Origin of the sequence: Haliea sp. E1-2-M8 (genome assembly GCF_030649675.1) — a bacterium.
Taxonomy (GTDB): domain Bacteria; phylum Pseudomonadota; class Gammaproteobacteria; order Pseudomonadales; family Halieaceae; genus Haliea.
Map to the genome: position 1 here is coordinate 20,714 of NZ_JAUTDR010000002.1, position 26,656 is coordinate 47,369.

The 26,656-nt window shown below is 60.7% G+C and carries 21 protein-coding genes; 5 read left to right on the forward strand and 16 right to left on the reverse strand.

All coding sequences use genetic code 11. From position 1 onward, the window contains the following. Window positions 1-4: 4 nt before the first annotated feature. From Q6D67_RS01845 to Q6D67_RS01895, 11 genes are all read right to left on the reverse strand, one after another. A complete protein-coding gene (locus tag Q6D67_RS01845; RefSeq protein WP_304703818.1) occupies window positions 5-1,294 on the reverse strand; it encodes an O-antigen ligase in 1,290 nt (429 codons plus the stop codon). A 13-nt stretch (window positions 1,295-1,307) separates the two neighbouring features. Beyond that, window positions 1,308-2,291: a polysaccharide deacetylase family protein gene (locus tag Q6D67_RS01850; RefSeq protein WP_304703819.1), complete on the reverse strand. Its 984-nt coding sequence runs from the start codon at window positions 2,289-2,291 to the stop codon at window positions 1,308-1,310. Window positions 2,292-2,305: 14 nt separating this feature from the next. Continuing rightward, the gene (locus Q6D67_RS01855; RefSeq protein WP_304703820.1) at window positions 2,306-3,451 is read right to left on the reverse strand and encodes a GNAT family N-acetyltransferase; all 1,146 of its coding nucleotides are present in this window, start codon (window positions 3,449-3,451) and stop codon (window positions 2,306-2,308) included. Then, the gene (locus Q6D67_RS01860) at window positions 3,448-4,797 is read right to left on the reverse strand and encodes a right-handed parallel beta-helix repeat-containing protein (RefSeq protein ID WP_304703821.1); all 1,350 of its coding nucleotides are present in this window, start codon (window positions 4,795-4,797) and stop codon (window positions 3,448-3,450) included. Before Q6D67_RS01860 ends, Q6D67_RS01855 begins: the two co-directional genes overlap by 4 nt. A gap of 96 nt (window positions 4,798-4,893) precedes the next feature. Beyond that, a complete protein-coding gene (locus Q6D67_RS01865; protein WP_304703822.1) occupies window positions 4,894-6,405 on the reverse strand; it encodes a TIGR03016 family PEP-CTERM system-associated outer membrane protein in 1,512 nt (503 codons plus the stop codon). Further along, entirely contained in the window at window positions 6,402-7,364 is a 963-nt protein-coding gene (locus tag Q6D67_RS01870) for an XrtA-associated tyrosine autokinase (protein ID WP_304703823.1), read from the reverse strand. Before Q6D67_RS01870 ends, Q6D67_RS01865 begins: the two co-directional genes overlap by 4 nt. Window positions 7,365-7,410: 46 nt before the next feature. Then, window positions 7,411-8,928, reverse strand: a complete 1,518-nt coding sequence (locus Q6D67_RS01875) for an XrtA system polysaccharide chain length determinant (protein WP_304703824.1) — start codon at window positions 8,926-8,928, stop codon at window positions 7,411-7,413. A gap of 41 nt (window positions 8,929-8,969) precedes the next feature. Then, window positions 8,970-9,608, reverse strand: coding sequence for an XrtA/PEP-CTERM system exopolysaccharide export protein (locus Q6D67_RS01880; RefSeq protein WP_304703825.1), 639 nt, complete (start codon window positions 9,606-9,608; stop codon window positions 8,970-8,972). Between the two features lie 126 nt (window positions 9,609-9,734). Next, window positions 9,735-11,186: an ExeA family protein gene (locus Q6D67_RS01885; RefSeq protein ID WP_304703826.1), complete on the reverse strand. Its 1,452-nt coding sequence runs from the start codon at window positions 11,184-11,186 to the stop codon at window positions 9,735-9,737. A 487-nt stretch (window positions 11,187-11,673) separates the two neighbouring features. Next, window positions 11,674-12,987 (reverse strand): nucleotide sugar dehydrogenase, encoded by a 1,314-nt coding sequence (locus Q6D67_RS01890; protein WP_304703827.1) that lies wholly within the window; start codon window positions 12,985-12,987, stop codon window positions 11,674-11,676. Between the two features lie 14 nt (window positions 12,988-13,001). Further along, on the reverse strand, window positions 13,002-14,027 hold the full coding sequence (locus Q6D67_RS01895) for an SDR family oxidoreductase (RefSeq protein ID WP_304703828.1): 1,026 nt from the start codon (window positions 14,025-14,027) through the stop codon (window positions 13,002-13,004). Window positions 14,028-14,212: 185 nt separating this feature from the next. On the opposite strand from Q6D67_RS01895, the gene prsK reads away from it, so the two are divergent. Continuing rightward, a complete protein-coding gene (gene prsK / locus Q6D67_RS01900) occupies window positions 14,213-16,333 on the forward strand; it encodes an XrtA/PEP-CTERM system histidine kinase PrsK (RefSeq protein ID WP_304703829.1) in 2,121 nt (706 codons plus the stop codon). Window positions 16,334-16,335: 2 nt separating this feature from the next. Beyond that, a complete protein-coding gene (prsR, locus tag Q6D67_RS01905; RefSeq protein ID WP_304703830.1) occupies window positions 16,336-17,697 on the forward strand; it encodes a PEP-CTERM-box response regulator transcription factor in 1,362 nt (453 codons plus the stop codon). 45 nt (window positions 17,698-17,742) lie between these two features. Here the strand turns inward: prsR and Q6D67_RS01910 are convergent, their stop codons facing one another. Both Q6D67_RS01910 and Q6D67_RS01915 read right to left on the reverse strand, forming a co-directional pair. After that, window positions 17,743-18,252 carry a low molecular weight protein-tyrosine-phosphatase gene (locus Q6D67_RS01910; protein ID WP_304703831.1) on the reverse strand — a complete coding sequence of 170 codons (510 nt, stop codon included), beginning with the start codon at window positions 18,250-18,252 and terminating at the stop codon, window positions 17,743-17,745. A gap of 39 nt (window positions 18,253-18,291) precedes the next feature. Further along, window positions 18,292-19,089: a S1C family serine protease gene (locus Q6D67_RS01915; protein ID WP_304703832.1), complete on the reverse strand. Its 798-nt coding sequence runs from the start codon at window positions 19,087-19,089 to the stop codon at window positions 18,292-18,294. A gap of 442 nt (window positions 19,090-19,531) precedes the next feature. Here Q6D67_RS01915 and Q6D67_RS01920 point away from each other — a divergent pair, with 442 nt between their 5' ends. From Q6D67_RS01920 to Q6D67_RS01930, 3 genes are all read left to right on the forward strand, one after another. Further along, complete coding sequence (locus Q6D67_RS01920; protein WP_304703833.1) at window positions 19,532-19,801, forward strand: hypothetical protein; 270 nt, start codon at window positions 19,532-19,534, stop codon at window positions 19,799-19,801. Window positions 19,802-19,922: 121 nt separating this feature from the next. Then, window positions 19,923-20,678, forward strand: coding sequence for an SDR family NAD(P)-dependent oxidoreductase (locus Q6D67_RS01925; RefSeq protein WP_304703834.1), 756 nt, complete (start codon window positions 19,923-19,925; stop codon window positions 20,676-20,678). Then, window positions 20,675-22,792, forward strand: a complete 2,118-nt coding sequence (locus Q6D67_RS01930) for a PQQ-binding-like beta-propeller repeat protein (RefSeq protein ID WP_304703835.1) — start codon at window positions 20,675-20,677, stop codon at window positions 22,790-22,792. The genes Q6D67_RS01925 and Q6D67_RS01930 overlap by 4 nt, the downstream gene beginning before the upstream one ends. A 93-nt stretch (window positions 22,793-22,885) precedes the next feature. Here Q6D67_RS01930 and Q6D67_RS01935 read toward each other — a convergent pair whose 3' ends face one another. From Q6D67_RS01935 to Q6D67_RS01945, 3 genes are read right to left on the reverse strand one after another with little or no spacing between them, the layout of a single operon-like run. Continuing rightward, complete coding sequence (locus tag Q6D67_RS01935; protein WP_304703836.1) at window positions 22,886-23,722, reverse strand: SDR family oxidoreductase; 837 nt, start codon at window positions 23,720-23,722, stop codon at window positions 22,886-22,888. A 49-nt stretch (window positions 23,723-23,771) separates the two neighbouring features. Continuing rightward, on the reverse strand, window positions 23,772-24,359 hold the full coding sequence (locus tag Q6D67_RS01940) for a nuclear transport factor 2 family protein (RefSeq protein WP_304703837.1): 588 nt from the start codon (window positions 24,357-24,359) through the stop codon (window positions 23,772-23,774). A 5-nt stretch (window positions 24,360-24,364) separates the two neighbouring features. Then, the gene (locus tag Q6D67_RS01945) at window positions 24,365-26,611 is read right to left on the reverse strand and encodes a TonB-dependent receptor (RefSeq protein ID WP_304703838.1); all 2,247 of its coding nucleotides are present in this window, start codon (window positions 26,609-26,611) and stop codon (window positions 24,365-24,367) included. Window positions 26,612-26,656: the final 45 nt, after the last annotated feature.

Consider the following 26,656-nt stretch of genomic DNA (forward strand, 5'->3'; position numbering starts at 1 on the left):
GCGCTCATGACATCACCTTGGTGGCAAAATGCAGCAGGTAGATGGATACCAGAATCACCAGGAATACCGGCTTGGCGATTGCTGGTGCTTGATAGTCGGGATAGAGCGCCTTCATCCTCGCGTGCTGGGCAACCGCCAGGCCGCACATCAGAAATATGACCACAATATAGGAGCGACTCAGGAAAAAGGCAGCCGCCAACGCACCCAGAATGGCGAACAACAGGGCAAATGCGATCTTGCGCTCCCGGATCTCGTGCGCGGTCAGTGCGCCCAGCGCTGCCAGGCGGTCTCCGAGGAATTTGTACTTGTACCAGAGCTGAAAGACGCTGTAGCTGAGCATGGCCATCCACAGTGAGTAACCCAGCATGCCCAACTCCGCCAGCACCAGTACCCAGGAATTGTGTGCGGTTTTCGGGTGGTAATCCATAAAACCAGCCTTGCCAATACCGAACACCGGGCGCCACTTGAACATCTTTATACCTTCATTCCAGGCGTAAATACGCTCCATGGACGACGAATCGTCGGTAATGAGCATTCGCGAGGGAGCCACTGCGTAAAACACCGGTGTCAGGATAGGCACCGCGATGGCCAGCACCACGACAGCTTTTATGCCCCCGTAACGGAACAGGGCATACAGCACGACGATGGCCATCAATGCCACCATGGTTCCCCTGGAGTTGGTCAACCATACCGCGTACAGGTGCAGTAGCAGCAGCGGGATCCACAGCGCCACTTTCAGACCAAAGCCGTCGCGGTTCAGAAAATACAAAATCAGCGGGATGCAGAACAGCAGATACATGCCAAGGTCATTGGGGTCATTGAATATGCCCACGTAGCGGATCTGCCATACCGGGTCCGCTATTGAGTCATACCTCACATTCGCGGCCACGCCCGACCAGCCGATCTTGTCGGGGTCCAGAATCTGGTCCACCCCGTGAAGAGCCATCACCGCACCACAGAAAATGAAAATTGCCAGTATTTTCTCCTCTCGCTCCAGGGTATCCGCGAATGCCGCGGCAAACAGAAAGGGCAAGACCGAATAAAGCACGAAGTCAAAGGTTCGGTCGACCATGAGGGACCAGGAAACCAGGAACAGTGAAACAGGTACGGCCACCACCAGGCCGAACACATGGAAGTATTGCGGAGCATTCAATTTCAGGCGGAACAGACAGCCGGACATTAGCAGCAACAAACTGAGCGCAAAGATCACCGGCTGTTCGAGCATAAACAGGAGGAAATCCTGCGGCCGGATCAGCAGTCCGAGCAGATAAAGAAAGAACAGGAAGAACCCCATCAGCAGCCGGCCCTCAACGAAAGTACGAGAATAGCTTGGGGTAGCAAAGCCGGGAGCAAAAATAGGGGTAGTCTACATAACGCTCCACATGTATACGCCGCAGCGCGTAGCGATCGAGCTTATGTCGGTAATTGACCCCTCCCCGGTAATCGCAGGCATAGAGGTATCCGGCGTCTGCCACCGATTTCATCAGCTCCCGCGAAAACCCGCTGCTGCCTCCCACCGGATAGGCGAAGGAGCGGCACTCCACATGGAGGTTACGCTCTATGCAGCGTTTCGATTCCAGCAGCTCATGCATAAGGCTGTCGTGGTCGAGCCGTCTCAATAACGGGTGACTGCAGGTATGCGAGCCGATTTCCATACCGTCAAGACTCATTTCCTGCAACATCGGCCAGGTCATCATACGACTGCCCGGGTGGCCATCAGCCGGCTGGGCACAGCCAAACGCCCGTTCAATCGCCCCGATCGTCTCAATGCGCGTATGGTCCGGTACTGCTTTAAGGTAATCCAACATGCGCCGAGGGGTATCCTTCGCCACCACCTCGTGGAACTCCCCATTGTTCACAGATAACAGCCTGCCCTGGTTTTCCTTGAGCATTTTTACAACCCAATCGAACCAGATTATTTCCTTGCTGCCGATCAGGTCGGTCGCCACGAACAGTGTCGCTGGCAAGTCGTGGGCCTTCAGCAAGGGAAAGGCATTGCTATAGAAATCATCGAAGCCATCATCGAAGGTGAGAACGCACAGCCGCTCATCCGGTTTGTCTTGCTGAATGGCCGCATCCAACTCGCCAAGGGGCACCACGGTGAAATTCGCTTTTACAAACCGGAGTTGCTTGTCGAACTCATCGCGACTGGCGCTGACAAGGTCCTCGTCAAAGGGAAAATCGGCATGATCATCGACGATCCGGTGATATGCCAGTATACGAACGTATTGCCCGCTTTCCCCCAGCGGGCTGAGTGCGTTGAGCCCCGACCAGTGAAACAGTCTGCTCAAGCCCTGCCTGGACATCATGCCGGACACCGCTTGTCAGAGCGCCAACGAATTCTGCTGATAACATTGAGCGCAGTAAATGCCAAATACCTCAATAGAGCGCCTACTCGCGGGCGCAGCATCGTATAGTTGTAAAGATTAACGCCGGGGCGACAGAAACTCTGCTTGTAGGACTCCCTCGCACCACCTTTCATGAAATCGTAGGTGGTGAAACCTTGTCGAATGGCCCACTCGATAGCCAGGTAATGCGCAAGAATCCCAGGGGAGACGTTTGGCGTCACTGTCGGATCAATGCCACTCTGGTAAAAATGACACTCGCCACGATAAACCAGCAAGTAAAGCACTGCAACCGGGGCACCGTCCAGGGCCAGCACCGCCAGATAAGCTGAACTTCTTGGGCCCGGCAAGCGCAGCAGGTCGCGATGGAAACCGGCAAAGCTGGCATCGGCAAATACGCCCCTGCCTCCCTTGCCCCGCCAGCGATTATTGTGCAACCGCACCAAGTCTGCATAGCAGATGTCGAAATCGACGGAATCAGTATCCACTACGATGAAATCACCACCTGCTTTCAGCATGCGGCGCCGGGCGACCTGCAATTTGTTGCGAAACGAAGAACTTTCCAGGCTGGCCAGATAGGCATCTGAGGACGGGTACTCCCGCAGCGCGACGCAATATCTGGCACCAGTGAGCCGCTCTCTTATCGCAGCGCGACCCAACACCCCGGCCAAAAGAGGCCTGACAGAGCTATTTGATTTCACATTAAGCAGCTGCACACCGTCCCACACCGAGGCATCCTTTCGCATCACGTCAGCAAATACGCGCTCGACCTCCAGGTGCGCACCCGGCAGCACAAGGATGTCGGCATATTCCGAGGCGACTTCACTCGCCTCCTCTTCACCCGTGCCAAGCAGATACAACCACTTGATTCCGCTCTGTTCCTTCCTGATCACGAAGGGGGCAATCCCCAGCAAGGACTCATTGCGCCAGACAAGCAGAATGTACAGGGAGGTGCCTGCCGTCAGGAACCAGGTGCACCAGGTCGCCAACCAATCGTGGGAAGTAAAAAAACTCCCTGCTTCACACTCGAGGTTGACTCTCTCCCAATCATCGCGGAGCGCAGCAAACCGACCAATCTCGGTCACGGTTTCGACAACCAGGCTCATTCAGATTCCACGTCCAACAAATGTCGATAGGGGTTCTGCAAGGCAACACCAAGTTCATTCATGGCGTCGCTGACAGACTCTGGTAGCTGCAAGGCGAAGTCTGGACCAGGCTCAAGCAATACGCCCAATTCCAGCAGCGCCGATGCATCGTCCTGCCCACGCCGTTGCCATGACCGGAATCCCAGCCGTTCCCGGTTATTCAGGACTGCGAAACTGCCAGCGTAATAGAAATAGTTTCTGTCTGAGGTGAACGGCAAGCCTTCTATCTCACTATAGGGAAGTACTCCATGCGACACGTTATTGACATCGTAGACACCGCGGCGCTTGTCCTGCGCGATAATAACATTGTTGCTGAAGTGGCTGCCGGGACCGCTTTTGTTGAAGATGATCGCCCAGCGCGACTCGGGCGCCATGACCAGAAGATTGCGCTGGGCATAGACATGGCGGCTTCCGATAGCGCCATCCTCCCTGAAGACTGTGATACCTGCCGCCTTGTTCCCGACCAGGATGTTACCTTCAATAAAGACCGTTTCAACACCATCCAGGTTAATCGCACCTCCCCCCCCGCTGCCGTGTCCAGCGAGGAAATTGTCGCGGATTTCGACGTGGGAAATCACCCCGTCCGGCGTAACCCCGGATGCCCCACCCATGCTTAGGTCACCATTCAACTGCACACCCGCCCGTTCAAAACCGACAATGTAATTGCCAATAATCTGTACATGGTCTGCACTATTGGAATGGTAAATGCCGTGTTGTCTCGCGGGGCCGACAATGGTGTTTCTGGTGGCGGAAAAATGGTTGGCATGGTTGGTAAAGATTCCCCATACCGCGTTGTTGTCCAGCAAGCTATTGCGGATTTCCACATGGTGGCTGTTGTTGACCCGGATGCCCGCTCGGCGGGCATGACTCACTCTGAGATTTTCAATCACCAAGTGCGATGAGCGCACAAGTTCCAGTGCATCGCGCCGGCCAGTATTGTCGCCACGGATAGTTGCCCCCTTGCTATCGGCGCTGGGTGCCACAGAGCTCCCACGAATTACGATCGGCTGATCAGGGGAGCCATGTACGCCGTGCACCACCAGCCCAGGGTAGCTTCCCGACAACAGATTGACGCTGTCACCCGGCACAAGCTGGACAAACAGCTCGCGTGTGAGTACACAGGGGGCGGCTTCAGTGCAGGAGCAGGCGGTGCTGGTGCTGGTGCAGGCGACGCCTTCGGGAGCTACCCACAAGTCCCTTGCCGCTGCTTCTCCCACAGCCGCCAACGCCAGGGTCAGTGCGAACACACTGAAGTATCGCCGCAAATACTTCAGGCTTGCAAATGTGCCTTTCATTGCCCTGGCCATCGCCGCTACTCCATCCTTGTTGCGCCACTTGCTGGCCGCCACATTTCAGCATGGCGAGCGCCCTCCTGTTCAGCCCGGCGCCTTCAGACGCTGTCCTCACCAGCTGTGACGCACGGACAGCTTCAGGCGATTTTCGTCATACTCATTGAACGGGTCTCGCGAGCTCTGTGTGGTATACGCATAAGTGACCGACAGGCGGGTACGTTGGCCCAACTGGCGGGTAAGGCCCAGGCTCATTCGCCACGTTTCGCTGTCACCGCTGAAAAACCCGCCTGCGGGGACATCGTTTTCTCTCACGTTCTCCCGCCAGCTCAGAAGCAGATTGGCATCCAGAATAGTGTTCAGTGAGCGTGTAATGCGGACACTGGCATTGCGAAAGGTCGCTTCCGCCTGTTCCAGCCTGCCGTACTGTGTCTGGCGAGACTCCGAGCCCGTCACGCCGATTGTGGTGCGACGAGCATTAAACATGTAGCGGAGTTGAAAAAGCTCATTCAGAATCGGCGCTTCACCAATAAGTGTGGGCACACCATCCTGTCCCAAGGAGTCACCAGGAATTCCGCCGAAGTCCGGATCGAATGGGTCGTCAGGGTCAGTGAAACCGGCGTCTCTCACCCGCAGGTTACGGGGTAGGTTCAGGCTTTTCTGGTAGCTGGCCTGCAACTGGCTACGCTTATGGCGGTAAGCTATGTTGGCCCTCGCGGTATCACCAAAAAACCGCTCACCTATGCCGACCTCCGCCTCAATACGCGGGTTGGGGGTCCAGCGCAGGCCAACATCCCAAAAGCTGCCTTCAATGTCATCGCGAGCGCTGACAAACTCGTTCCATTCCTCCCCTACTTTCCCATTTATCTCCCAACTGCTGGTTACTTTCAGGGCGGCGCGGAACTCTGCTGAAGATAGCTCGTTGTCAAAAGCTTGCACCTGAGCGTTGTCGTCATAGGTGACCTTGCTATATTCGCCACCCACACCTAAACGCAGTCGACCGGCATCGGGCAGAGTGTCAAGATCTATAGTGGCCCGGTTCCGAACACTGTCACCAAAAATAGAGGCCTCGTTGAACTGTTCATCGTATTGGTAGCGCATTCGCAGCCCTGCGTACTGGGCTATAGGTCGCTGCAATGTTGCCCCCGCACCATAACTATAAACAATGTTATTGTTGTCGCGGCCACTGAGCGGGTCATCCGCACCGGCGACAAAGGGATTGATCGAGGTGCGGCGTGCGTCGGCGTTAGCATCCAGTACCAGCCAGTCCCGGACGACTTCGACATCACTGGCGAACCTCAGGTTCGGAATAAACGACTCACGGCTGGTGCGCGTATTTGCCTGGTCGCCGCTGCATTCAAGCCCACTGTTGCCAAGGGTATTGTAAGCCACCCCCCCCTGCAGACTGACATTGGCGCGGGCGCCACTGCCACGCAAGGACACATCGGGGCGCACTGTTCCCACCCACTTGCCTTGCTCATCGTGCGGAGACAAGCATATATTGTCTGTGTAATAACTGCCCACCGAGACGCCAGCGCCGGTTTCCCATTCCGCGGGGAAGGCGACCGAGGCGAGCGACCCTGCCAGCAGGGTTGCCGCTGTTGCCAGCCACCTGCCACGGCTCACTGCCCCGATGCCCCCGACATTGCCTGGCCTGGCTCCGGATCTGCCGGAAGACGACTCCCGTAACCATAACCATAACCGTAGCCATAGCCAACGCCCTTGCCAAACAAGCCCAGCCTGCGCCGGGGCATGCAATTGAGAAGCATGCCCACCATCTTATCCGGGCCAATATGCTCCAGCGCTTCCAACACCGCTTGTTGCGGGGTGATGTCTGCCGCCGCCACAAACACGATCTGCCCCATGAAACTCGCCAGAACCCCGGCCTCGGTTGTCAGCAACAATGGGGGAGAATCAAAGATGATTACCCGGTCTGGATAGCGGGCGGAAAACTCCAGCATCAACTGGTGCATGTTTTCCCCTGCCAACGATTCGGTTGAGTGCTCATCCGGAGTGCCCGCTGGCAGGAAACGCAGTTTGTCCATGCTCGTTGGCAGGATCACATCCTCCGGCACCGCCTGATCGCGCAGGATATCGATCAAACCGGGAGTATTCGAAGGAATACCGAGCAAACGACCCGCTGTAGCCTTTAACACATCCGCATCGACAAACAGTACTGTCTTGTCCTGCTCCATGGCGATACTTATTGCCAGATTCAGGGAGGAAAAAGTCTTGCCGTCTCCCTGCAGGGCACTGGTAACCATAATCAGGTTGGCGTTGGCAACTGAGGCAACCCCTTTGCCGGCGATATTTTTCAGCAACGGCCGTTTGATCGCGCGAAACTCCTCGGCTATTTGGCTGCGCGGTGTTGCAGGCGTCAAAAACCCCTGCTCGTGCAGGGCATCAAAGGGGATATTTACCCTGAAACTGGAGCCAGTAGCTGTCGTACCCCCAACCTCGTCGCTGGTCGCCAGGGGACCTGCGGGCGCCGCACGTTCAACCGTATTGTTGCCCGGATCCGCCACCTCCTGTGCTGCACGCTTATCGTCTTTAAGACGATCCAAGGCCTTCTCGATGGTACTCATGTCCCGCTCCTTGCTGGCATTTACCTTGGGGGCTGATGGATGCTTGTCATGTGGCAATCAGCCCGGGAACCACAGTGACGCCCGCGAATGCGAGAAGCAGTGCGCCACCACAGACGACAAACGCAGCCAGACGCCAGAATCCCGCTTGCGCTCCGTTACGCCCCTTGCTCCACGTTACCATACCCAGAAGCGGCAACCCTGTGGCTTTCGACAACATGCGCCCATCGGTGATGATGGGATGCACAATCGAAAACAACAGAGCAGCGCCCACGCCGCCACCCAGGGCCATCAACAACACGCCCAGATTGAGCAACGGCTTATTGGGATGGCTCGGCTCCCGCGGCACAAACGGTGGGTCAATAACCCGAAAACTGACATCGCTGGCGCTACTTTCAACATCGCCAGACAAACGCGCGGATTCACGCCTTTGCAGCATCTGTTGATGCTGGCTGGAAATCACCCCATAGTCTCGGTTCAACTGGGTGAGTTGAGCTTCAATCTGGGGTATCAAATCGACCCGGCTGGAAAGCTCTTCAACGCGGCGCTGATACTCGGCAACCCGCACCCGCAATTCCGCTGCTTGCGCCTCAGCCTCGGCCATCATGGTACGCATACCCTGGTAAACGGGGTTGTCCCCCCAGGCGACAGCGCCGGGCTCGCTTCTCAGTCGGATAAACTCCTGGTCACGCTCCCGCTCAAGCTCTTCTATCAGGTTCTGCAAACGCACCACCTGTGGATGTTTGGCAGTGTAGCTGGCCAGATACATGTCCACTTGCAAGCGCAGAGAGTGAATGCGCTCATCAATCGGCAATCGCACACCATCACCCATCGGGACTTCCCCGTCGATTTGTCGCTGCAGTTCCGTGCGCCGATTTTCCACTTCCCGTAGCTGCAAACGGGCGACTTGCAGGTTTTCCTTGGCCGACTGCAGCCGGCTGTAGTAATCACCACGCTCACCAGGCAATACATCGACATTCTGCTGTTTGAACTCGGCCAACCGGTTTTCCGCCTCCACTAGCCGCTGCTCGGATTCAACAATTTGCCGCTCCAGAAACGACTTTGCGCCTGAACTGTCCAGACGCTTGTCACTGATGGATGTCTCAATAAACACGGTTATCAGGGCCTGTGCGATACGACGCGCCGTTTCGCGATCCGGGTCCGTAACAGTGATATTGTACAAAGACGAGCTTCGACGTTCGCCCGACAATTCAATGGAATCTTCCAATCGCTGGATGAGACTTTCCTGTTCTGCAACGGAGGTCGCCTGGAGATCCAGATCAGTCATACGCGTCAGCTTTTGCAGATTCGGACGGTTGAGCAGCGTCTGGCTCAACATCGCAATGCGCTGGTTGATATTCGCATCGATGGTGAGCCCTCTCATCAAGGGGCGCAAAATGGAGTTGGTGTCTACGTAGATGCGTGCACTGGCCACATAGGACTCAGGCATCTGCCAAACGAAAGCCCAGCCCGCCAGGGCAATCACCCACGCCAGCGCGAGCGCCAGCCAGCGGTGACGCCAGACACCAAGGATGTGAGTAACTACTTGCGCGAGGACGTCCTGCATAACTGTCTAAGCCCCCAATCGCTTGCCTGCCTGAACAGACATCAGAACCAGCTCTCCGAAATGATGACGATATCACCGGGCATCAGCGCCATATTGGCAGAAATGTCGCCTTTTTTCAGCAGGTCATCCAACCGCAATCCGTAGGAATCCTGTTTGCCGCTGTGGGTGCGCACCAGTACCGACTTGTTGCCTGCGGCAAACTCGGTCATGCCGCCTACCGCAATCATGAGATCGAGCAGAGTCATGTGCTGGCGGTAGGGTACGCTGGAGGGCGTGGCCGCTTCGCCAACCACGCGCACCTGCTGTTCCGGTACGCCGACAAAACCGTTGACGATTACGCTGACTACCGGCTGGCGCACGTACTCGCCGTAGGAGCTCTCAATATCCCGCGCCAGCTGGGTGGAGGTCTTGCCACTGGCCTGCAGGTCTTCCACCAGGCGGGTGGTGAACTTTCCGTCCGGGCGAACAATACCGGAGGTGGTCAGCTCCGGGTTGCCCCAGACAAAAATTTCCATGGTGTCGCCGGGCCCGATCACATAGTTGTAGTCCGGGCTGTCAAATCGATCATCGGCCGGCACCGGAGGGTGCGAGCCGCAGGCCGCCAGTACCAGAGCCATCAGCGCCGCGCCCGGCAGCGCCCCGAGGCGACGGGCCTCGCCAAAGCGTGTGAGTATAGTCATCCTCTTGTACTCCTCTTCTGGCCTTAGGCGGCCGGTTTTCTGTACAGGTCAAACACGGCTCTTCGCGAGGTGCCGCAGCTGCGACCCCGGGCTGTGCGGCAAGTGGCAGTGCAGTGCTCACTTCGCCTAGAATTTCCAGATATCGAACCCCGAAGCGGCCCAGAAAACAGACGCCACCGACAACAGGAAAATCAGCCCGTTTGCCCATGCACCGGTGTAATCGCGAACTGGTGGCGCTCCCGAAAGGCCCTCACCCGGCTTGGGCACCGTTGGTCTTATCTCAAGGAGTTGCGCCGCCCTCGCAGCACGTTTTCTAATCGGCGGGGGACTGGTGGGCGCCGGGACCTGGTTGTTGTCTGCAGTGCGCCGCAGCGATGCAACCCGCGCTTCAGGTGCGGTCACTGGCTCCAGATTGATCCTGCCAGCCTCAGCCTTGGGAGGGCGCGGGTCCGGCCTCCTGCTGTCAGTGCCGGTACGCCGCATCTCTACCTCGGGGGCAGTGACCACCACTTTCAGCCGCTGCGAGGGAGGTTTAGGTGCGGACTCTGCTGCCGCTGCCGCATCGCCGGCCACGGGTGGAAGGTCGCCCTCGGATGCGTGGCCCGCCGTAGTGCCGGGAGCAACAGGCTCGGGATCGACTTTCTTGGCTGTGGTTGCCGTAGCCCGATTCTTTACCGGATCCGCAGGCTGCTCCGGAGCGGCAGCTTGCGGTTCCGGCTCGCTCGGCTCGGAAAAATCCGCTTCGTTCCAGGTGCTGCCCGCTGCCAGATTCTCATCCTGCAATTCCAGGATCACCTCCCTGACATCCGCCACCTCTACCCGGTGGCGCTGCTCCAGCGCGCAGTGCAACAGCAGGCGGCTGCATATCAGATTAATACGCCGCGGGATGCCCTCGCTGAATTTGTGCAGCAGCGGAAAGACCGCTGTGTTGAAGGCCGGGTCACCGCTCCAGCCGACCACCTCCAGTCGGTGCATCACATAGGCCTGGGTTTCCTCCAGCTGCAGCGGACGCAAGTGACTGGCTGCAACGATGCGCTGGTGAACCTGCTCCAGTTCCGGGCGCAACATTAGCTCCCGCAGCTCCGGTTGCCCCAGCAGAAAAATCTGCAACAGCGGCCTGCCATCGACCTGTATATTGGTCAGCAGGCGCAGCTCTTCCATGGCGGTCACGGCCAGATTCTGCGCCTCGTCGACAATCAACAGAGCGCGCCGGCCATCGCGTCTCCAGGCCCGCAACTGCAGGGTGAGGCGCTGCAGCAGCTCGCCTTTTTCCACAATATCGAGGGAAATACCGAAGTCATAGGCGACCATTTTCAGCAGGTCGTCTGCCTTGAGCTGACTGCAGACCAGGTTGGCCACCTTCACATTCTCGCGCCCCAGATGCTCTATCAGGGAACCGATCAGGGTGGTCTTGCCGGTGCCAGGGCGACCAGTGATCATGACGAAGCCTTCCTCGCGTATGAAGGCGTAGGCCATGTAGGCGCGCGCCTTCATGTAGCCCTTGTGGGCATAGGCAAAGTCGTGATCCGGACTCAGACGGAATGGTTCAGCGCTTAAGCTGTAGAACTGTTGGTACACAGCTATCTAGTCCCTTTCCCCAGAGGTGGCAGGACACCTGTTCTCAACTGCCGCAGGATGCTCCAGGGAACAGTTGAGTTTTTCGACTACACGACAAAGCCTGCAACCCTGCCGTTGATCTCCACACTAAACCCAGGTGACAGCGGCCTCTGTACGTTAGCGCACATATATTCCCTACCGCGTAATCATTTGTACGTTTTTCTACAGAAAGCACAGGCACGGTTGGGAGGAAGCAAACTTGTAGACCTGCTTCAGGTCGCGCTCGTGCACGAGCGTCATTTACAGCTGGCCGACGGAGGTACGAGGGCTCGTGACACTACGGCCACGTCCAGGCATGGTGCCGGTCACAATCTGGTGACCTCTGCAGGGAGCGGCGTGGGAGCGCGCCAGTTCGACGCCTTCAACCACGGTGTCCTGTAAGGCTTGCATCGCAGGAATTAGCTGTGTTCGTTTACGTGGTTTGTGCATCAACACATGGCCTCAAGGGCTACAACCGCCACAGAGCCACGCCGCTGGCCGCGGCCTGGCCCCGGTCCAGCACACCCTTCACGTCCATCACCACCCCGCTGGGGGCGAGAATGGGCAGCACCAGGTCCAGGCCCCTCTCCAGATAGGCCGCGTGGGGCACCGCCAGCACCACCGCGTGCGCCAGCCCGAGTTGCTCCCAAGGGGTAAGGGTAACGCCGTACTCGGCCTCCGCTTCCTCGTTGCTGGCCAGGGGGTCGTGCACGGTGACCTCGCAACAGTAGTCCCGCAGTTCGCGGATGATGTCTTCCACCCGCGAGTTGCGCAGATCCGGGCAGTTTTCCTTGAAGGTCAGTCCCAGCACGGTCACTTTCGCGCCCGCTACCGGATGGCCGCGGCCTACCAGCTGCTTTACCGTCTGCTCGGCAATGAACTTGCCCATGCCGTCATTGGTCTGGCGCCCCCCCAGCACTACCTGCGGGTGGTAGCCGACGCTCTCGGCCTTGTAGGTCAGGTAGTACGGGTCCACGCCGATGCAGTGGCCGCCCACCAGGCCGGGGCGGAAAGGCAGGAAGTTCCACTTGGTGCCGGCGGCCTCCAGCACGTCCAGAGTGTCGATGCCCAGCTTGTTGAAGATCAGTGCCAGCTCGTTCATCAGGGCAATGTTGAGGTCGCGCTGAGTGTTTTCGATGACCTTGGCGGCCTCGGCCACCTTGACGCTGGCGGCGCGGTGCACCCCGGCCTCCACCACGGATTCGTACAAGGCGGCCACCCGCTCCAGGGTCGCCGGGGTATCGCCGGAGACCACCTTGGTGATGGTTTCCAGGCGGTGCACCTTGTCCCCCGGATTGATACGCTCCGGGGAATAGCCGATAAAGAACCCGGTCGCCGGCTCCACGTCCACTCCCTCGCGACCGCACCAGGCGAGACCGGACCCCGCCTCCAGCAGGGGGACGCAGACTTCTTCGGTGCAGCCGGGGTAGACGGTGGATTCGTAGATAACGACGGTGCCTGGCTGCAGGTATTTCGCCACTGTACGCGAGGCGCCTTCCAGCGGGCTTAAATCCGGGCGGTGGGCGTGGTCGATGGGAGTGGGCACCACCACGATGATGATGGAAGCCTCCGCCAGGCACACGGGGTCGCTGCTGTACGCCAGTCCGGTGGCCGCCGCCAGGGCCTCGGTGGTCACTTCACCGCTGGGGTCGCGCCCGGCGCGGTACTGCTCCAGCTTGCGCTCGTTCAGATCGAAGCCGATGGTGCGGCGCTGGCGGCCAAAGGCCACCGCCAGTGGCAGCCCGACATAGCCCAGGCCGACAATGGCGACTGTTTCGTTCATCTGCTTCTACTCACTCACGCTTGCGGCTGGGCAAGGAACCAGGCGGCGGTACGCGCCAGTCCTTCGTTTACATCGTATTCCGGGGCGTACCCCAGCAAATGCGCTGCCTTGCCGATATCGGCCTGAGAGTGGCGTACATCGCCCTCCCGGAACTCTCCGTACTCGGGCTCCGCCTGCGCCAGCACGGGGAGCCCGGGGCTCAGCAGGTCACGGATGCCGTAGTACAGCTCATTCAGCGTAGTGCGGCCACCGAAAGCAATGTTGTAGACCTGGTTCAGTGCCGCCGGGTCCGTCACCGTCGCCGCCAGCAGGTTGGCCTGCACCACATTGTCGATAAAACAGAAGTCGCGAGAGGTCTCACCGTCGCCGTTGATCTGGCAGGTTCGTCCCGCCACCAGCTCCCCGAACCAGCGCGGGATCACCGCGGCATAGGCGCCTTCCGGATCCTGTCGCGGCCCGAACACATTAAAGTAGCGCAAGCCAACGCAGTCGAGGCCATAGGCACGGTTGAAAACATCGGCGTAGAGTTCGTTGACATACTTGGTCACCGCATAGGGCGACAGAGGCTTGCCGATCTCGTCCTCGACCTTGGGCAGGCCCGGATGGTCGCCGTAGGTGGATGAGGAAGCCGCATAGACAAAGCGCCTGACCCCCGCATCCCTGGCCGCCACCAGCATGTTGACGAAGCCGTCGATATTGACCGCGTTGGTCAGCAGGGGATCCTCCAGCGAACGGGGCACGCTGCCCAGCGCGGCCTCATGGAAGACATAGTCGACACCGACCACGGCCCGCCGGCAATCCTCCAACGCGCGCACGTCACCCTCAATGAAGGTGAACTCGCCTTTACCCGCTGCGGCTGCCAGCACCGCATCGAGATTTTCGCGGTAGCCGGTGGAGAAGTCGTCCAGCCCCACCACCTTCTGCCCCAGCAGCAGCAGTCGTTCTATCAAATGGGAGCCAATAAAGCCCGCGGCGCCGGTTACCAGCCAACTGGCGGGGGCATCACTGAGCCCGGATTCCACTGTCCTGAATGCTTCCACTGTATCGTGCCTTCCCTGTCAGAGAGTTCCAGAAAGCCCGTTAACCTGTGCACCAGATCGAGCTTCCGACGCGCCGCCATTTACAGCGTGCAGTGGGGAGTATAAGGTCTGGCTGACTTTGCGGCCATGCCCGGGCATGACGTCAGTCACAGTTTGGCAAAGATAACAGGACATTGGATAACTGGATGGCGGGCAATATCGGCCTCTTTACCCACCTCTGTGCCAGCGCCAGTTTTACCTTGCTGGCGCTGCTGCTGTTGTGGGTCTGGCGGGTCAAACCCTTGGGCAACGCCCTGGTTCTGGCCTGCACGGCCACGGCACTATGGGCCGCGATCATCGGCCTGGGTACCTTGGCAGCCTACCCACCAGTGAAACTCATGCATCTGTCCGAGTTGCTGCGCAATATCAGCTGGCTGAACTTTCTGGCGCTGCTGCTTGCTTTGCAGGCGGACGGCACCACAGGTACCATCCGCGGCCGCCCCTGGCGACCCCTGTTTCTCGCCGGGGCCACCCTGGCACTTGTGCTGGTACTGCTGCCCCTCCTGCCTCAAGTATTGCCGTCCTGGCTGGCGGCGAGCTATGCACTGGTGGTACTGGTCTGGCTGGTTCTGGCGCTGGCCGGCCTGTTGCTGATCGAGCAACTCTATCGCAACGCCGCCCCCGAGGAGCGCTGGGCCCTGAAATTCCTTTGCCTGGGTCTGGGCGCGATCTTCACCTGGGACTTCTTCATGTATTCCGAGGCTCTGCTGTTCAGGCAACTGAACCCGGATTTGCTGCAGGCCCGGGGCCTGGTCAATGCCGTCGTTGCGCCGCTGCTGGGGGTAGCCTTTGCGCGCTACGGCAGCTGGCGGGTTCAGCTGCAGGTATCGCGCCAGGCAGTCTTCCATACCGTGACCCTGATGGGTGCAGGCATGTACCTGCTGGGCATGGCAGCCATCGGCTATTTCCTCAAGTACATGGGCGGCACCTGGGGCACGGTATTGCAACTGTCATTTCTGGTAGCCGCCGGCACCCTGTTGGCCAGTCTGCTGTTCTCCGGTCGCCTGCGGGCGCTGCTGCGAGTCCAGCTGAGCAAGCATTTTTTCAGCTACCGGTATGACTATCGCGAGGAGTGGCTGAAATTCACCCGGGCTCTGGCAGGGCTAAGCGGCGATGTGGCGGAGGGGATCATCCATACCATGGCGCCTCTGGCCAACAGCCCCGCGGGGCTGATCTGGGGCGGCAGTGAAGGCCAGCCCCTGCGTCTCCTGGCCCACTGGGGCATGCCGGTGCCCGAGGGTGCAGCGGAGGGGCTGGGCAATCTGCCCGCCTGGCTGCAGCGGACGGACTGGGTCATTGACCTGGCCGAATGGCGGCACACCCCTGACCTGTATACCGATCTGGAACTGCCAGAGTGGCTGGGAAATAATCCCTCGCTGTGGCTGATCATTCCGCTGACGTTTCGCGACCGCCTGGAAGGCGTTCTGATGTTGAAACAATCGAAGCTGAAGCACAGTATCAACTGGGAAGACCGCGATCTGCTGAAAACCGCAGGCCGCCAGGCCGCCAGCCACCTGGCGCAGCACCTGGCCAGCCAGGCGCTGGTGGAGGCGCGACAATTCGATGCTTTCAACCGGCTCTCCGCCTACGTGGTGCACGACCTGAAAAATATCCTCGCCCAGCAATCGCTGATCGTGTCGAATGCCGCCCGGCACCGGAACAACCCCGCCTTCATTGACGATATGATCAACACCGTGGAAAACTCGGTGGCCCGTATGCAGCGGTTGATGGAGCAGATGCGCAGCGGCGTCCGCAGCGCCGCTGCGGGACAGGTTGCGCTGGCCCCTCTGTTGCAGCAGGTAGTCGCCGCCCGGGATGAGACCCGTCCGGTTCCTCAGCTGGAGCTGGTGGAGGACGCGCGGGTAGAAGCAGACAGTGAGCGCCTGGCAACCGTGTTCAACCACCTGATCCAGAATGCCCAGGAGGCCACCCCCGTAGACGGCAGAGTCACGGTGAACCTGAACATAGATCGCCACCAGGCAATCGTGGCAATCGCCGATACCGGCCGCGGCATGGACGCCGACTTCCTGCGCCAGCGCCTGTTCCGGCCATTCGAGTCCACCAAGGGCCTGACCGGGATGGGCATAGGTGCCTTCGAGAGCCGCGAGTACATCCGCCAGCTGGGCGGCGATATCAGCGTGGAGAGCACGCCCGGGGCGGGCAGTGTGTTCCGGGTGAAGCTGCCGCTCGTCGCTGACCAGGCAGACGCTACCGCTGATGCAGTAGCGGACGCAGCCGCTCACTCACCTATCGGACAACTGGATTGACCATGGCAAAGACAAGCACCCGGCACTTGCTGGTAGTCGAGGACGACAAGGGGCTGCAGCGCCAGTTACGCTGGGCTTTTGATGGCTATGAGGTGGACATCGCCGGCGACCGTGGCGAAGCTATCGCCGCGCTGCGCCGGTTCCAACCCGGGGTTGTGCTGCTGGACCTGGGACTGCCGCCGGATCCAGGCGGGGTGACCGAGGGCCTCGCCACCTTGCGCGAAATCCTGAGCCTGACGCCGGAAACCAAAGTGATCGTAGTGACCGGAGACAATGACCGCGCCAACGCGGTCAAGGCTATCGCCGGCGGGGCCTGGGATTTCCACCAGAAGCCCACCGATCCGGAGCTGCTGGCACTGCTGGTCGAGCGCGCTTACCACGTCTATGAGCTGGAACTGGAGAACCGCCGCCTGCAACGGGCCGAAGAGAACATGCCGCTGCGCGACATCATCGCCATCAGCCCGCAGATGCTCAAGGTCTGCCGCACCGTTGAGAAAATTGCCCCCACTGACATCACCACCCTGCTGCTGGGCGCTAGCGGCACCGGCAAGGAGCGCTTCGCCCGCGCCCTGCACGAACTGAGCCCGCGCGCCGGCAAGCGCCTGGTGGCAATCAACTGCGCCGCGATCCCGGAAAACCTGCTGGAAAGCGAGCTCTTCGGCTACGAAAAGGGGGCCTTCACTGGCGCCAGCCAGCAGACGATCGGCAAGATCGAGTATGCCCACGAGGGCACCCTGTTCCTGGACGAGATCGGCGACCTGCCCCTGGAGCTGCAAGCCAAACTGCTGCGCTTCCTGCAGGAACGGGTGGTGGAGCGGATCGGCGGCCGCAAGGAAATTCCGGTGGATGTACGGATCGTCTGCGCGACCCACCAGGACCTGGAGCAGCAAATGAAGGAGGGACGCTTCCGCGAGGACCTCTACTACCGCATCAGTGAAATGAGCATCCGGATACCCGCCCTGAAAGACCGCACTGGCGACCCTCCGGTGCTGGCCAAGGCCTTCCTGGCGCGCTTTGCCAGCGAACTCGGGACTGGCACCCGGAGTTTCGATGCGGGTGCGCTGACAGCAGTCGAACAGTACAGCTGGCCGGGCAATGTGCGGGAACTCGAAAGCCGGGTGAAGCGCGCTGCGATCATGGCCGAGGGTAGCCAAATCACCGCCGAGGATCTGGAACTGGGCACGGCTGCCGATGGCAGAGAGGCCATGCCGCTGAATCTTCGCCAGGTGCGGGAGGCCGCTGAACACGACGCCATCGTGCGCGCTCTGGGCCACGCCGGCGACAATGTATCCGAAGCGGCCACACTGCTGGGCGTCACGCGTCCGACCCTCTATACAATGCTGGAGAAGTACGGGCTGAAATAGCCTTACTGCCCTGCTCCTGCAGGGTCCGGGTCCAGTGGTTGGAGTTCAGGTTGGCTTTCGCAGCCGCGCCTGGAGGTGTTCGACGAACCCTTCCATGGCTTCGTCCAGCAACATGAATACCTCGCTGAACCCCTGCAGGTCGCTGTAGTAGGGGTCCGGGATGACCGGATCCTCGCAACGCCCCAAGGGCAAATAGTTCCCCAGCAACTGCGTCCGGTACAGGCGGTCGCCAGCCTCAGCCAGAGCCGCCAGTTCCTCCAAGTGCGCCGGCTCCATGGCCAGGATGAAATCATGGTTACGCAACATCCGCGCTGTCACCTGTCGCGCCCGAATCCAGCCCAACGCGAACCCCGCGTCCTGCGCCAGCTTCCGCACCCGAGGGTCCGGCGGCCGGCCGGGCTGCCCAACCCGGGTGCCCGCGGAGCGTACCTGCACCCGCCGCCCCAGGCCCAGCACCCGCAGGCGCTGGCGCAGCATGGCCTCGGCCAGCGGTGAGCGGCAGACATTGGCGGTACAGATAAACAGCACTCGCAGTTCGGGACGCCACCAGCTCACGGCAATGGCGACTCCGAAGCAGCAGTTGCAGGCGCGGGGCTAGGGTTCGGCACGCTGCAGCAGTTCCCGCACCCAGTTCACCGGAATGGCATAGCTGATGCCCGAGGGCCGTTCCAGCACGGACTCCCGGGACTCCTTAACAAATACACTGTTGACTACACCCAGGACGCGCCCGGTCTCGGGGTCATATACCGGGCTGCCGCTGTTGCCGGGGTAGGCAATGGCATCCAGCTGGAACACATCGAAGGGATTGCGCATGCGCTGCAACTGCACCGCGGTGAGGTCGCGAGCGGCATCGGCGGTACGCGCAACCGGCGTGACTGACGAGACCATACCGCGATGGGTAACGGGGTAGAGTCCCAGTACCGCGCCAATGGGAAAGCCGGTGAAGGCGACGGGATCCCCTTCCCGCACACGACTGGCGTCACCCAGCTCCATTGTGGGCAGGGGCGCGCCCGTTATCCGCAGCAGCGCCAGGTCGTGCAAGGGGTCCTCACCCACAATCACCGCAGGGTGTCCCCGCGCCTCACCGCCGCGACCGGAGAACACCGCCAGCATCTGCTGGTTGTCGAAATCCAGCAGCTCCGGCAGCACATGGTAGTTGGTCACTACCAGATTGCCATCCCCTACCACGAACCCGGTACCGCGTAGTTCATTCGGTCGCTGGTCACCAATGGGCTGGCGCGGCGGGTAACTGGTGCCGACGCCGACGATGGCCGGGCGCACCCGCTCAATCACTTCCGCCAGAGAGGTTGCGGCAGCGGGAGTAGCCAACAGCAAGTAGCACAGCAGGGTCGGTAATGCTGCCAGATGACTAGTCCTTGAGAGATACCTCATAATGACGCTCCTGCGGGATGGGGTTACATTTTTGACCGGCTGTGATTGCCGCGATGACTACGACAAACAATACTGTAGCGTGTAAAACCATAGTCCGAACGTAATGCCAGCGCAAACAGCACCGCGACTCTCTGTACAAACCGGAAGATGAACTCTACTACGTCAGGAACCGGAGCCTGTTCCTGGACTTCCTGGTTCTGCTGCAAACCGCGGAAGTCGTCCTGTTCGGCAAGGGCGCCCACAGATCAGTGCAATTTTCGGCTCGCACCCGCGAGCATGAGACTGCCATGTGTCAGTTTTTTTAACTGCTGCGATCATTTCCCTTTTGAGCGGGAAGGGAAGCTTCAGTAACCTTTTGAAAGCTGGGCAAGTAAAATTAATGGTATATATCTTGCCTGATAATAAAAGCATAGCGTGAGGAGCGCGGGAGAACGGCCAGGGCATGAATATCCTATTGATCATTCTCGCTGGGTTGGGCGCTGGAGCCCTTGTAATTTCCGTCGCCATCTTCACCCTCGCCGTCCGCCGTTATGCCTCCGACGACGACTCCGACCGCGCAACGCTGTTTTCCGACACGGGCAGCGAGCATCGCACCCGCGACGACCGCCGCCAGGCATCCTCCCCCGCCGAATTTCCGCTTACCGTCAACGGTGTGCTGATAACTGAGGATCGCCGAAGCCGGCCCGATCGCAGGCGCTCTGTCAGAGGCTAGACCCCGGGTTCGTGATGACAATCCGCCCCGGCAGGGCTACACTACTGTTGCTAGACGCAAACAAGCAACCGTGCTGACGCCTGCCCTCGGCGGCTGCGGGCACGCAACAGGATCATTAATAATGCAGAAGACGATCGCCATCGCCGGCGGCACCGGTGGGCTAGGGGCAGCCATCTGTCGCGAACCAGCCATGCGGCACTACCACATTCTGGTGGGTTACCACAGCCGGCGGGACGCGGCGGAACAGCTGGTCAGTGCCATTACCGGCACAGGCGGCAGCGCCAGCAGCCACGCCGTGAACCTGTGCGAGGAGCACCAGGTACAGAGTTTCCTCGACCATGCCGGCAGCCTCGGGGCGGGGTTGGCGGGAGTGGTCAACGCCACCGGTCCCGCCATCCCGCTGCGGCCGCTGACCGAAATCAGCAGCGCCGAGTTCCGCCAGATCATGACCACCGACGTGGAAGGCGCCTTCAACCTGCTGACAGCCGCTGGCAAGCTGTTCGCCGCCAGTGGCGGTGGTGCCATCGTGCAGCTATTGACCACCGCGGTGCTGCGCACCCTGGAAAACGACGCCATGTCGGGTATACCCAAGACCGCGATCATGGGCATTGTGCGCCAGCTGGCGCGCGAACTCGGGCCGAAGAATGTACGCATCAACGGTATTGCGCCCGGCGTCATTGACGCCGGCATCGTCCACAGTTCTTTCATCGCGGACCCGGTGGCGGAGGCTGTAATCAAGGATTGTCTGGACAAGACCCCCATGCCGCGCATGGGCCGGCCGGAGGAGGTATCCGCCCTCGCCGCCTTCCTCCTCAGCGACGCTGCGGCCTACATCAACGGACAAATCATCGGCATCGACGGAGGTTACAGCGCATGAACACGCTGGCCAGCAAGCAATTCAAACTCACGATGGCCGCTGCCGCACTCGCCGCAGCCACCAGCAGTCCGCTCACGCTGGCGGATGCGGCCCTCGCCGCCAGCGGCGAAGCACTGTACGCAGACAGTTGCGCCACCTGCCACGGACTCAGCCTGCGCGGCTCGGCCCACGGCAATACCCTGAAGGGCCCCGGGTTCCTGGGCCAGTGGGGCCAGCGCGAGGCCATGGCGCTGCTGGCCTACAACCGCGCCAACATGCCCCCCGGCGGCGCCGGCAAACTGAGTGACGCCCAGCACGCCGCCATTGCCGCCTGGATCATCGAGGCCAACCGCGAGGCGGGCGACCCGGAGAGCCTGCTGTTCACCAGCACCGACGCTCTGGCGGCGGCGGCGGACGGCTCGGAAGTCGTCTCCTGGGTAGCCTTTGACGCCGCCGGCAGCATCGATGCCGATGCCCGCACCCGGGGCGGCTTCCGCAATCGGGAAGTCGAGGACTTCCAGCCGGTCACCGCTGCCCAGCTGAGCGACCCGGCGGACGGCGACTGGCTGAGCTGGCGCCGCACCCTGGACGGCCAGGGCTATAGCCCGTTGCAGCAGATCAATCGCGACACCGTCAGTGACCTCAAGCTGGCCTGGGTCCTGACCATGAAGGATGGCAGTAACCAGGGCACCCCGCTGGTACACAACGGCATCATGTACCTGACCCACCCGGGCAACGTGATCCAGGCTATTGAAGCAGACAGCGGCGAGCTGATCTGGGAGTACAGCTACACCTTCCCCGAGGCCTCGCGCACTCTGGGCGGCCCCACCCGCAACATCGCCATCTACGGCGACAAGCTGTACATGGCCACCTACGATGCGTCCATCGTCGCCATCGACGCCCGCAACGGCGAGGAAGTGTGGCGCACGCCGAAAGCGGACTTTGAAAAGGGCTACACCCACACGGCGGGACCCATCATGGGCGACGGCGTGGTGCTGAGCGGTATCAATGGTTGCGAATGGTACAAGGAAGAAGGCTGCTTCATCACTGGCCACGATGCCGACACCGGCGAAGAACTGTGGCGCACCTCCACCATCGCCCTGCCGGGCGAGCCCGGCGGTGACACCTGGGCCGGACTGCCGGCGGAAATGCGCGCCGGTGGCGACAACTGGATCGCCGGCTCCTACGACCCGAAACTGAAACTGTTCATTCTTGGCACCTCCCAGGCCAAGCCCTGGGTGGCCGCCAGCCGCGGCATGACCGCCACCGACGAAGCCCTGTATACCAACTCGACCCTTGCCCTGCGCCCCGATACCGGCGAGCTGGTGTGGTATTTCCAGCACATCCCGGGCGAGACCATCGACATGGAGATTGGTTTCGAGCGTGTCCTGATTGACGTCGACGGCGAGCAGCGGCTGTTCACCATCGGCAAGGATGGCCTGCTGTGGCAGCTCGATCGCGCCAGCGGCGAGTATGTCAGCGTGGCCGAAACCCTGCCCCAGAGCATCTACGCGGAGATCGACAAGGTGCGCGGCGTGGTGCGCTACCGGGACGACATTATTGCTGCCGGTGTGGGCGACACCATCGAAGCCTGCCCGGGCATCTACGGCGGCCACAACTGGCAGGCCTCCGCCTACAGCCCGGAATCCGGCAACCTGATCATCCCCTTGCACCAGCTGTGCTCGGACATGGTCGGCCGCGAGGTAGCGCAGGAACCCGGCTCCGGTGGTTACGGCGCGGATTCCCGCACCTACGAAATGCCCGGGGTGAACGGTATGCTGGGGCGGCTGGCGGCCTGGGACGTGCGCAGCATGCGCGAAAGCTGGGCCCACGAGCAGCGGGCGATGTTCCTCACCGGCGCCCTCACCACCGGCGGCGGGCTGGTGTTCATCGGCGACCTCGACCGCTACTTCAAGGCCTTTGACGTCAAGACCGGCGAGCTGAAGTGGCAGACCCGCCTCGGCGCGCCCCTGCACGGCTATCCCGTTACCTACACCGCGAATGGCAAGCAGTACCTGGCGGTGCCCACGGGGATTGGCGTGTTCCGCGCCATGACCGCGGTAGTGAGCCCGGATATCTACCAGCCCACGGGTGGACAGGCCCTGTACGTGTTCGAACTCCCCGCCAGCAAGTAACAGAAAAGGTGCAGCAAAAAGGGGTCAGGTCCTTCATGTGGCATTCGAACGAATGCCACATGAAGGACCTGACCCCTTTTATTCAGTGAGACCCTACTCCGGCAAACCGGATTTCCCCGCTTCGCGAATCATTGGCTGATATTCCGCGAACGCCGGCCCGGCGGCCGTCGCCCCCACGGTAAAGCCCGCATCCGTGGTCAGGGTGTGGCCGGTGGTGTAGCCGGATTCATCGCTGGCCAGCCACAGCGCCGCGTTGGCCACGTCCTCCCCCAGGCCCGGGCGACCGCGCAGCGGTGATGCCTCGGCCAGGATCGCTTTCGCACCCTCGATATCGCCGGGATCGCCGGTAAGAACATTGGCCACCATCGGCGTGGCCATGGATGCGGCGGCAATCGCGTTCACCCGCACAGTGCTGCCGGCCAGTTCCACCGCCACGTTCTTGGTCAGCCCCACTACACCGTGCTTGGCGGCGGTGTAGGCATGTGGCCCCAGGCCGCCCATCAGGCCGGCGGTGCTGGCCATGTTGATAATGGAACCGGAGCGCTGCGGCACCATGACTCGCGCCGCATGCTTCAGGCAGTAAAAAGCGCCGTTCAGCAATACGTCGATGCTGAAACGCCACTCGGCGCCGGGTGTGGTTGCTACCGGGCCCACCGCGCCGACGATGCCGGCGCTGTTGAACAGGATGTCGAGCTTGCCGAAGCCGCTGACTGCCGCATCTACCGCCGCGCTGACGCTGTCTTCGTCGGTGATATTGCAGTGCACGTAGATGGCCTGGTCACCGTAGCTGGCCGCGAGTGCCTCGCCCGCCTCGTCCTGGATATCGCAGAGGCAAACCTTGCAGCCTTCGGCAATAAATCGCGCCGCCGTGGACGCACCAATACCACTGGCAGCGCCGGTAATGAGGGCTACCTTTCCTTGCAAGCGCATGCTTGTCTCCTTGTCGATGAAGGCCGGGGGAGCCCCGGCCGGATTGGTCTCAGTCCTTGCCGGCCCAATGGTAGAGCAGGTCGTCCGGATAATGCTGGCCGATTGTCTCCGCGGCTATGTCGTGAAAGCCCTGGCTGTTCGGGGGCTCCAGCCGGGTCCAGTCGGTCATGCCGGTGCGCCGGGTGATGCGCCATTCGCCATCGCGGCAGGCGAAGTGGTCCAGGTAGCGGCCGCCGACGAAATAGTCCATCTCGGTATCGCAGGCATTGGGCGCCGCTTTCGGGTCGCCCCGGGGACGCATCCGGTGGTAAGCCGTAAAATAGGTTTCCGCGACCGCATGGTCAGCGGAAGTGAGTTCAATGAGGGTATTGCCGAGCTGGTGGTGGGTGCGGGTGTGGGTAGAGAGCACCCCCAGCGCAAATTCTACGAAATCCCGCGGGCCGCCGTCGGCGGGCCGGGGAGCGTCAGGGGCCGAGGAAGGCCCCTGATAGAAATGATGATGCACCGAGTCCGGATGGAAGACGCTGCGCAGCAGCGTCTCATCCAGCCGATCCAGCGCGCGCGAGTAGCGGACGATCACTTCCGTGATCGCCTGTTTCGCCAGCAGTGCCTGCAACGGGTCGTTCATGTCAGCCATGAAGATCAGTTGTTGAAGTTGTAAACCACTTCCAGGCCGTAGGTACGCGGCGGACGGGTAGCGGCGTAGGACCAGAGGCCCGCCACTTCGTAGCCGTGGGTGTAGCCATCTTCGTCGGTCAGGTTGCGCCCAAACACGCTGAACTGCAGGTTGTTGATCGAGTAGTTGATGGACGCGTCGACAAGACCCTGGCTATCGTTCTTCAGTTCCTCATTATTGGTTGCGTTGGTGAAGTGCTCACCAATGTAGCGATAGGAACCGCGAACCCAGGCGTTGCCGCCCGCCACGTCCCACTCATAGGTAGCGTCGAGGGTGCCGGTGTACTCGGGTGCACGCCGGAACTCCAGGCCACTCAAGTCGGTGATCGAGCCTTCGACGTCGGTATACACGTAGTCATCGTACTCGGAGTCCAGGTAGCCCAGGTTGGCTCTGATACTGAGGTTTTGGTTCAGGTAAGCCTGCGCCTCCAGTTCAATGCCCTGAATCGTCGCCGAAGACGGGTTGATCACGACCGTCTTTTGTCCGGTGTCGGTTACAGTGGAGGGCAACTGCAGCTCTTCCTGCTTGTCCTTGTAGTCCATCGAGAAAATAGTGGCATTCAGGCGGAGCCGATTGTCCATCAGTTCGCTCTTCACACCGATCTCGTAGTTGTCGATGGTCTCCGGATCGTAAGGCTGGTTCGCTTCTTCGAGGCTCGCTACGCGGCCGTTGAAACCGCCCGCACGATAGCCCTTGGAATAGGTAGCGTAGAACATGACGTCATCGGTCATGTTGTAGCGCAGGCCCAGCTTGGGAGTGAATTCGTCCCACTTTTCGTTCGGGTGTTGGCCGGGGATCGTGTTCACCTCACCGAACTGGCGCGAGGTTTTCTCATCCTCGGTATAGCGACCACCCACGGTCAGCACCCACTGGTCTGCAAAGCGATAGTCAGCCTCGAAGAATGCGGCCACTGACTCGGTTTCCTGCTGCGTGGTCTGCGGGATGTCCAGAATCAGGCCCGGTACTGCGAAACCAATGTAGCTGCGCATGCGGCTTTCATACTCGGAGTCCCAGAAGAATGCACCTGCGACCACGTTGAAGGCACCACCAGCGTCATAGGTGAGGCGCAGTTCGTGGCTTTGCTGCTCGAACTCCCCCGGACGGTCGGTGTGGTAGAGCAGCTCCGGCGTGCCGTCCCAATCCTGCAGACTGGCCTCGTCGGACTCCCAGGAACCATAGATGTAGTCAAAACGCAGGGTATCGTTGATTTCCCAGCGCGCTTCCAGAATGTGCGTATCGGTATCGAAGAACGCGTCCATAAAGGAGTCGTCAACGGCTTCAACCGGCGTGATGTTGGTCTCAAATGCCGGGGGCGCCGGCGGACGGCCGCCGCCGCCGGCCACACCGTTGCGGTCACCGGTAATGGTTGTATCGTTATTGGGTGAGCAATAGCCGTAGGCAACACAGAACAGCTGGTCGGGGCGGGTGGCATTTACCAGCGCGGGGGTGTCCTGATCCAGGCGCTCCATGGTATAGCTATACTCGAGTTCCAGCGCGTCCGTGGCAGTCCACAGGGCGTTAAACCCAAGCGACTCGTAGTCCTGACGGCCCTGGTCACCGCGCACCGTGACGTTGTCGTAATAGCCTTCGCCCTGGTCGCGCTTGGCGCCGGTCAGCTTGATGGCCAGATCATCGGTGACCGCAAAATTGAACAGACCGTCCACGTAGTAGGTATCAAAATTTTCGATACCCGCACGGAAACGGCCGCCCAGCTCGCCAGTGGGCTGGGTACGCGTAATATTGATCAGGCCGCCCACTGTGTTGCGGCCGAACAGCGTACCCTGCGGGCCGCGCAGCACTTCAACCCTGGCGATATCAATGCCGCGCATCAGCGCGCCGGCGTTGGAGCCGAGGAATACTCCGTCCACACTGACCCCCACCGCGGGATCGAAGTTCTTTTCCAGATCCGCCACACCCACGCCGCGGATGTAGATCGCCGCGGTACCACCGGGGCCCTGGCCGGTGTCATCAATAATGACGTTGGGGGCGATGTTGGCCAGGTCCTGGATATCGCGCGCGAACTGGCGCTGGATTTCCGTTTCGCTGAGCGCGCTGACCGCGAGGCCCACGTCCTGCATGCTTTCCTCGCGCTTGCGGGCAGTAACGGTGATCTCTTCCAGAACACCCGCCTGGGCATTGACCACGGTCGGGGCCGAGAGGCCGACCGAAGCCGCAGCGATGGCTGCGAACATGATGTTGCGTTGTATTTTCATGGGGCGTCTCCTCGACGATGTTGTTAATAGTTATTTGCGGGTTTT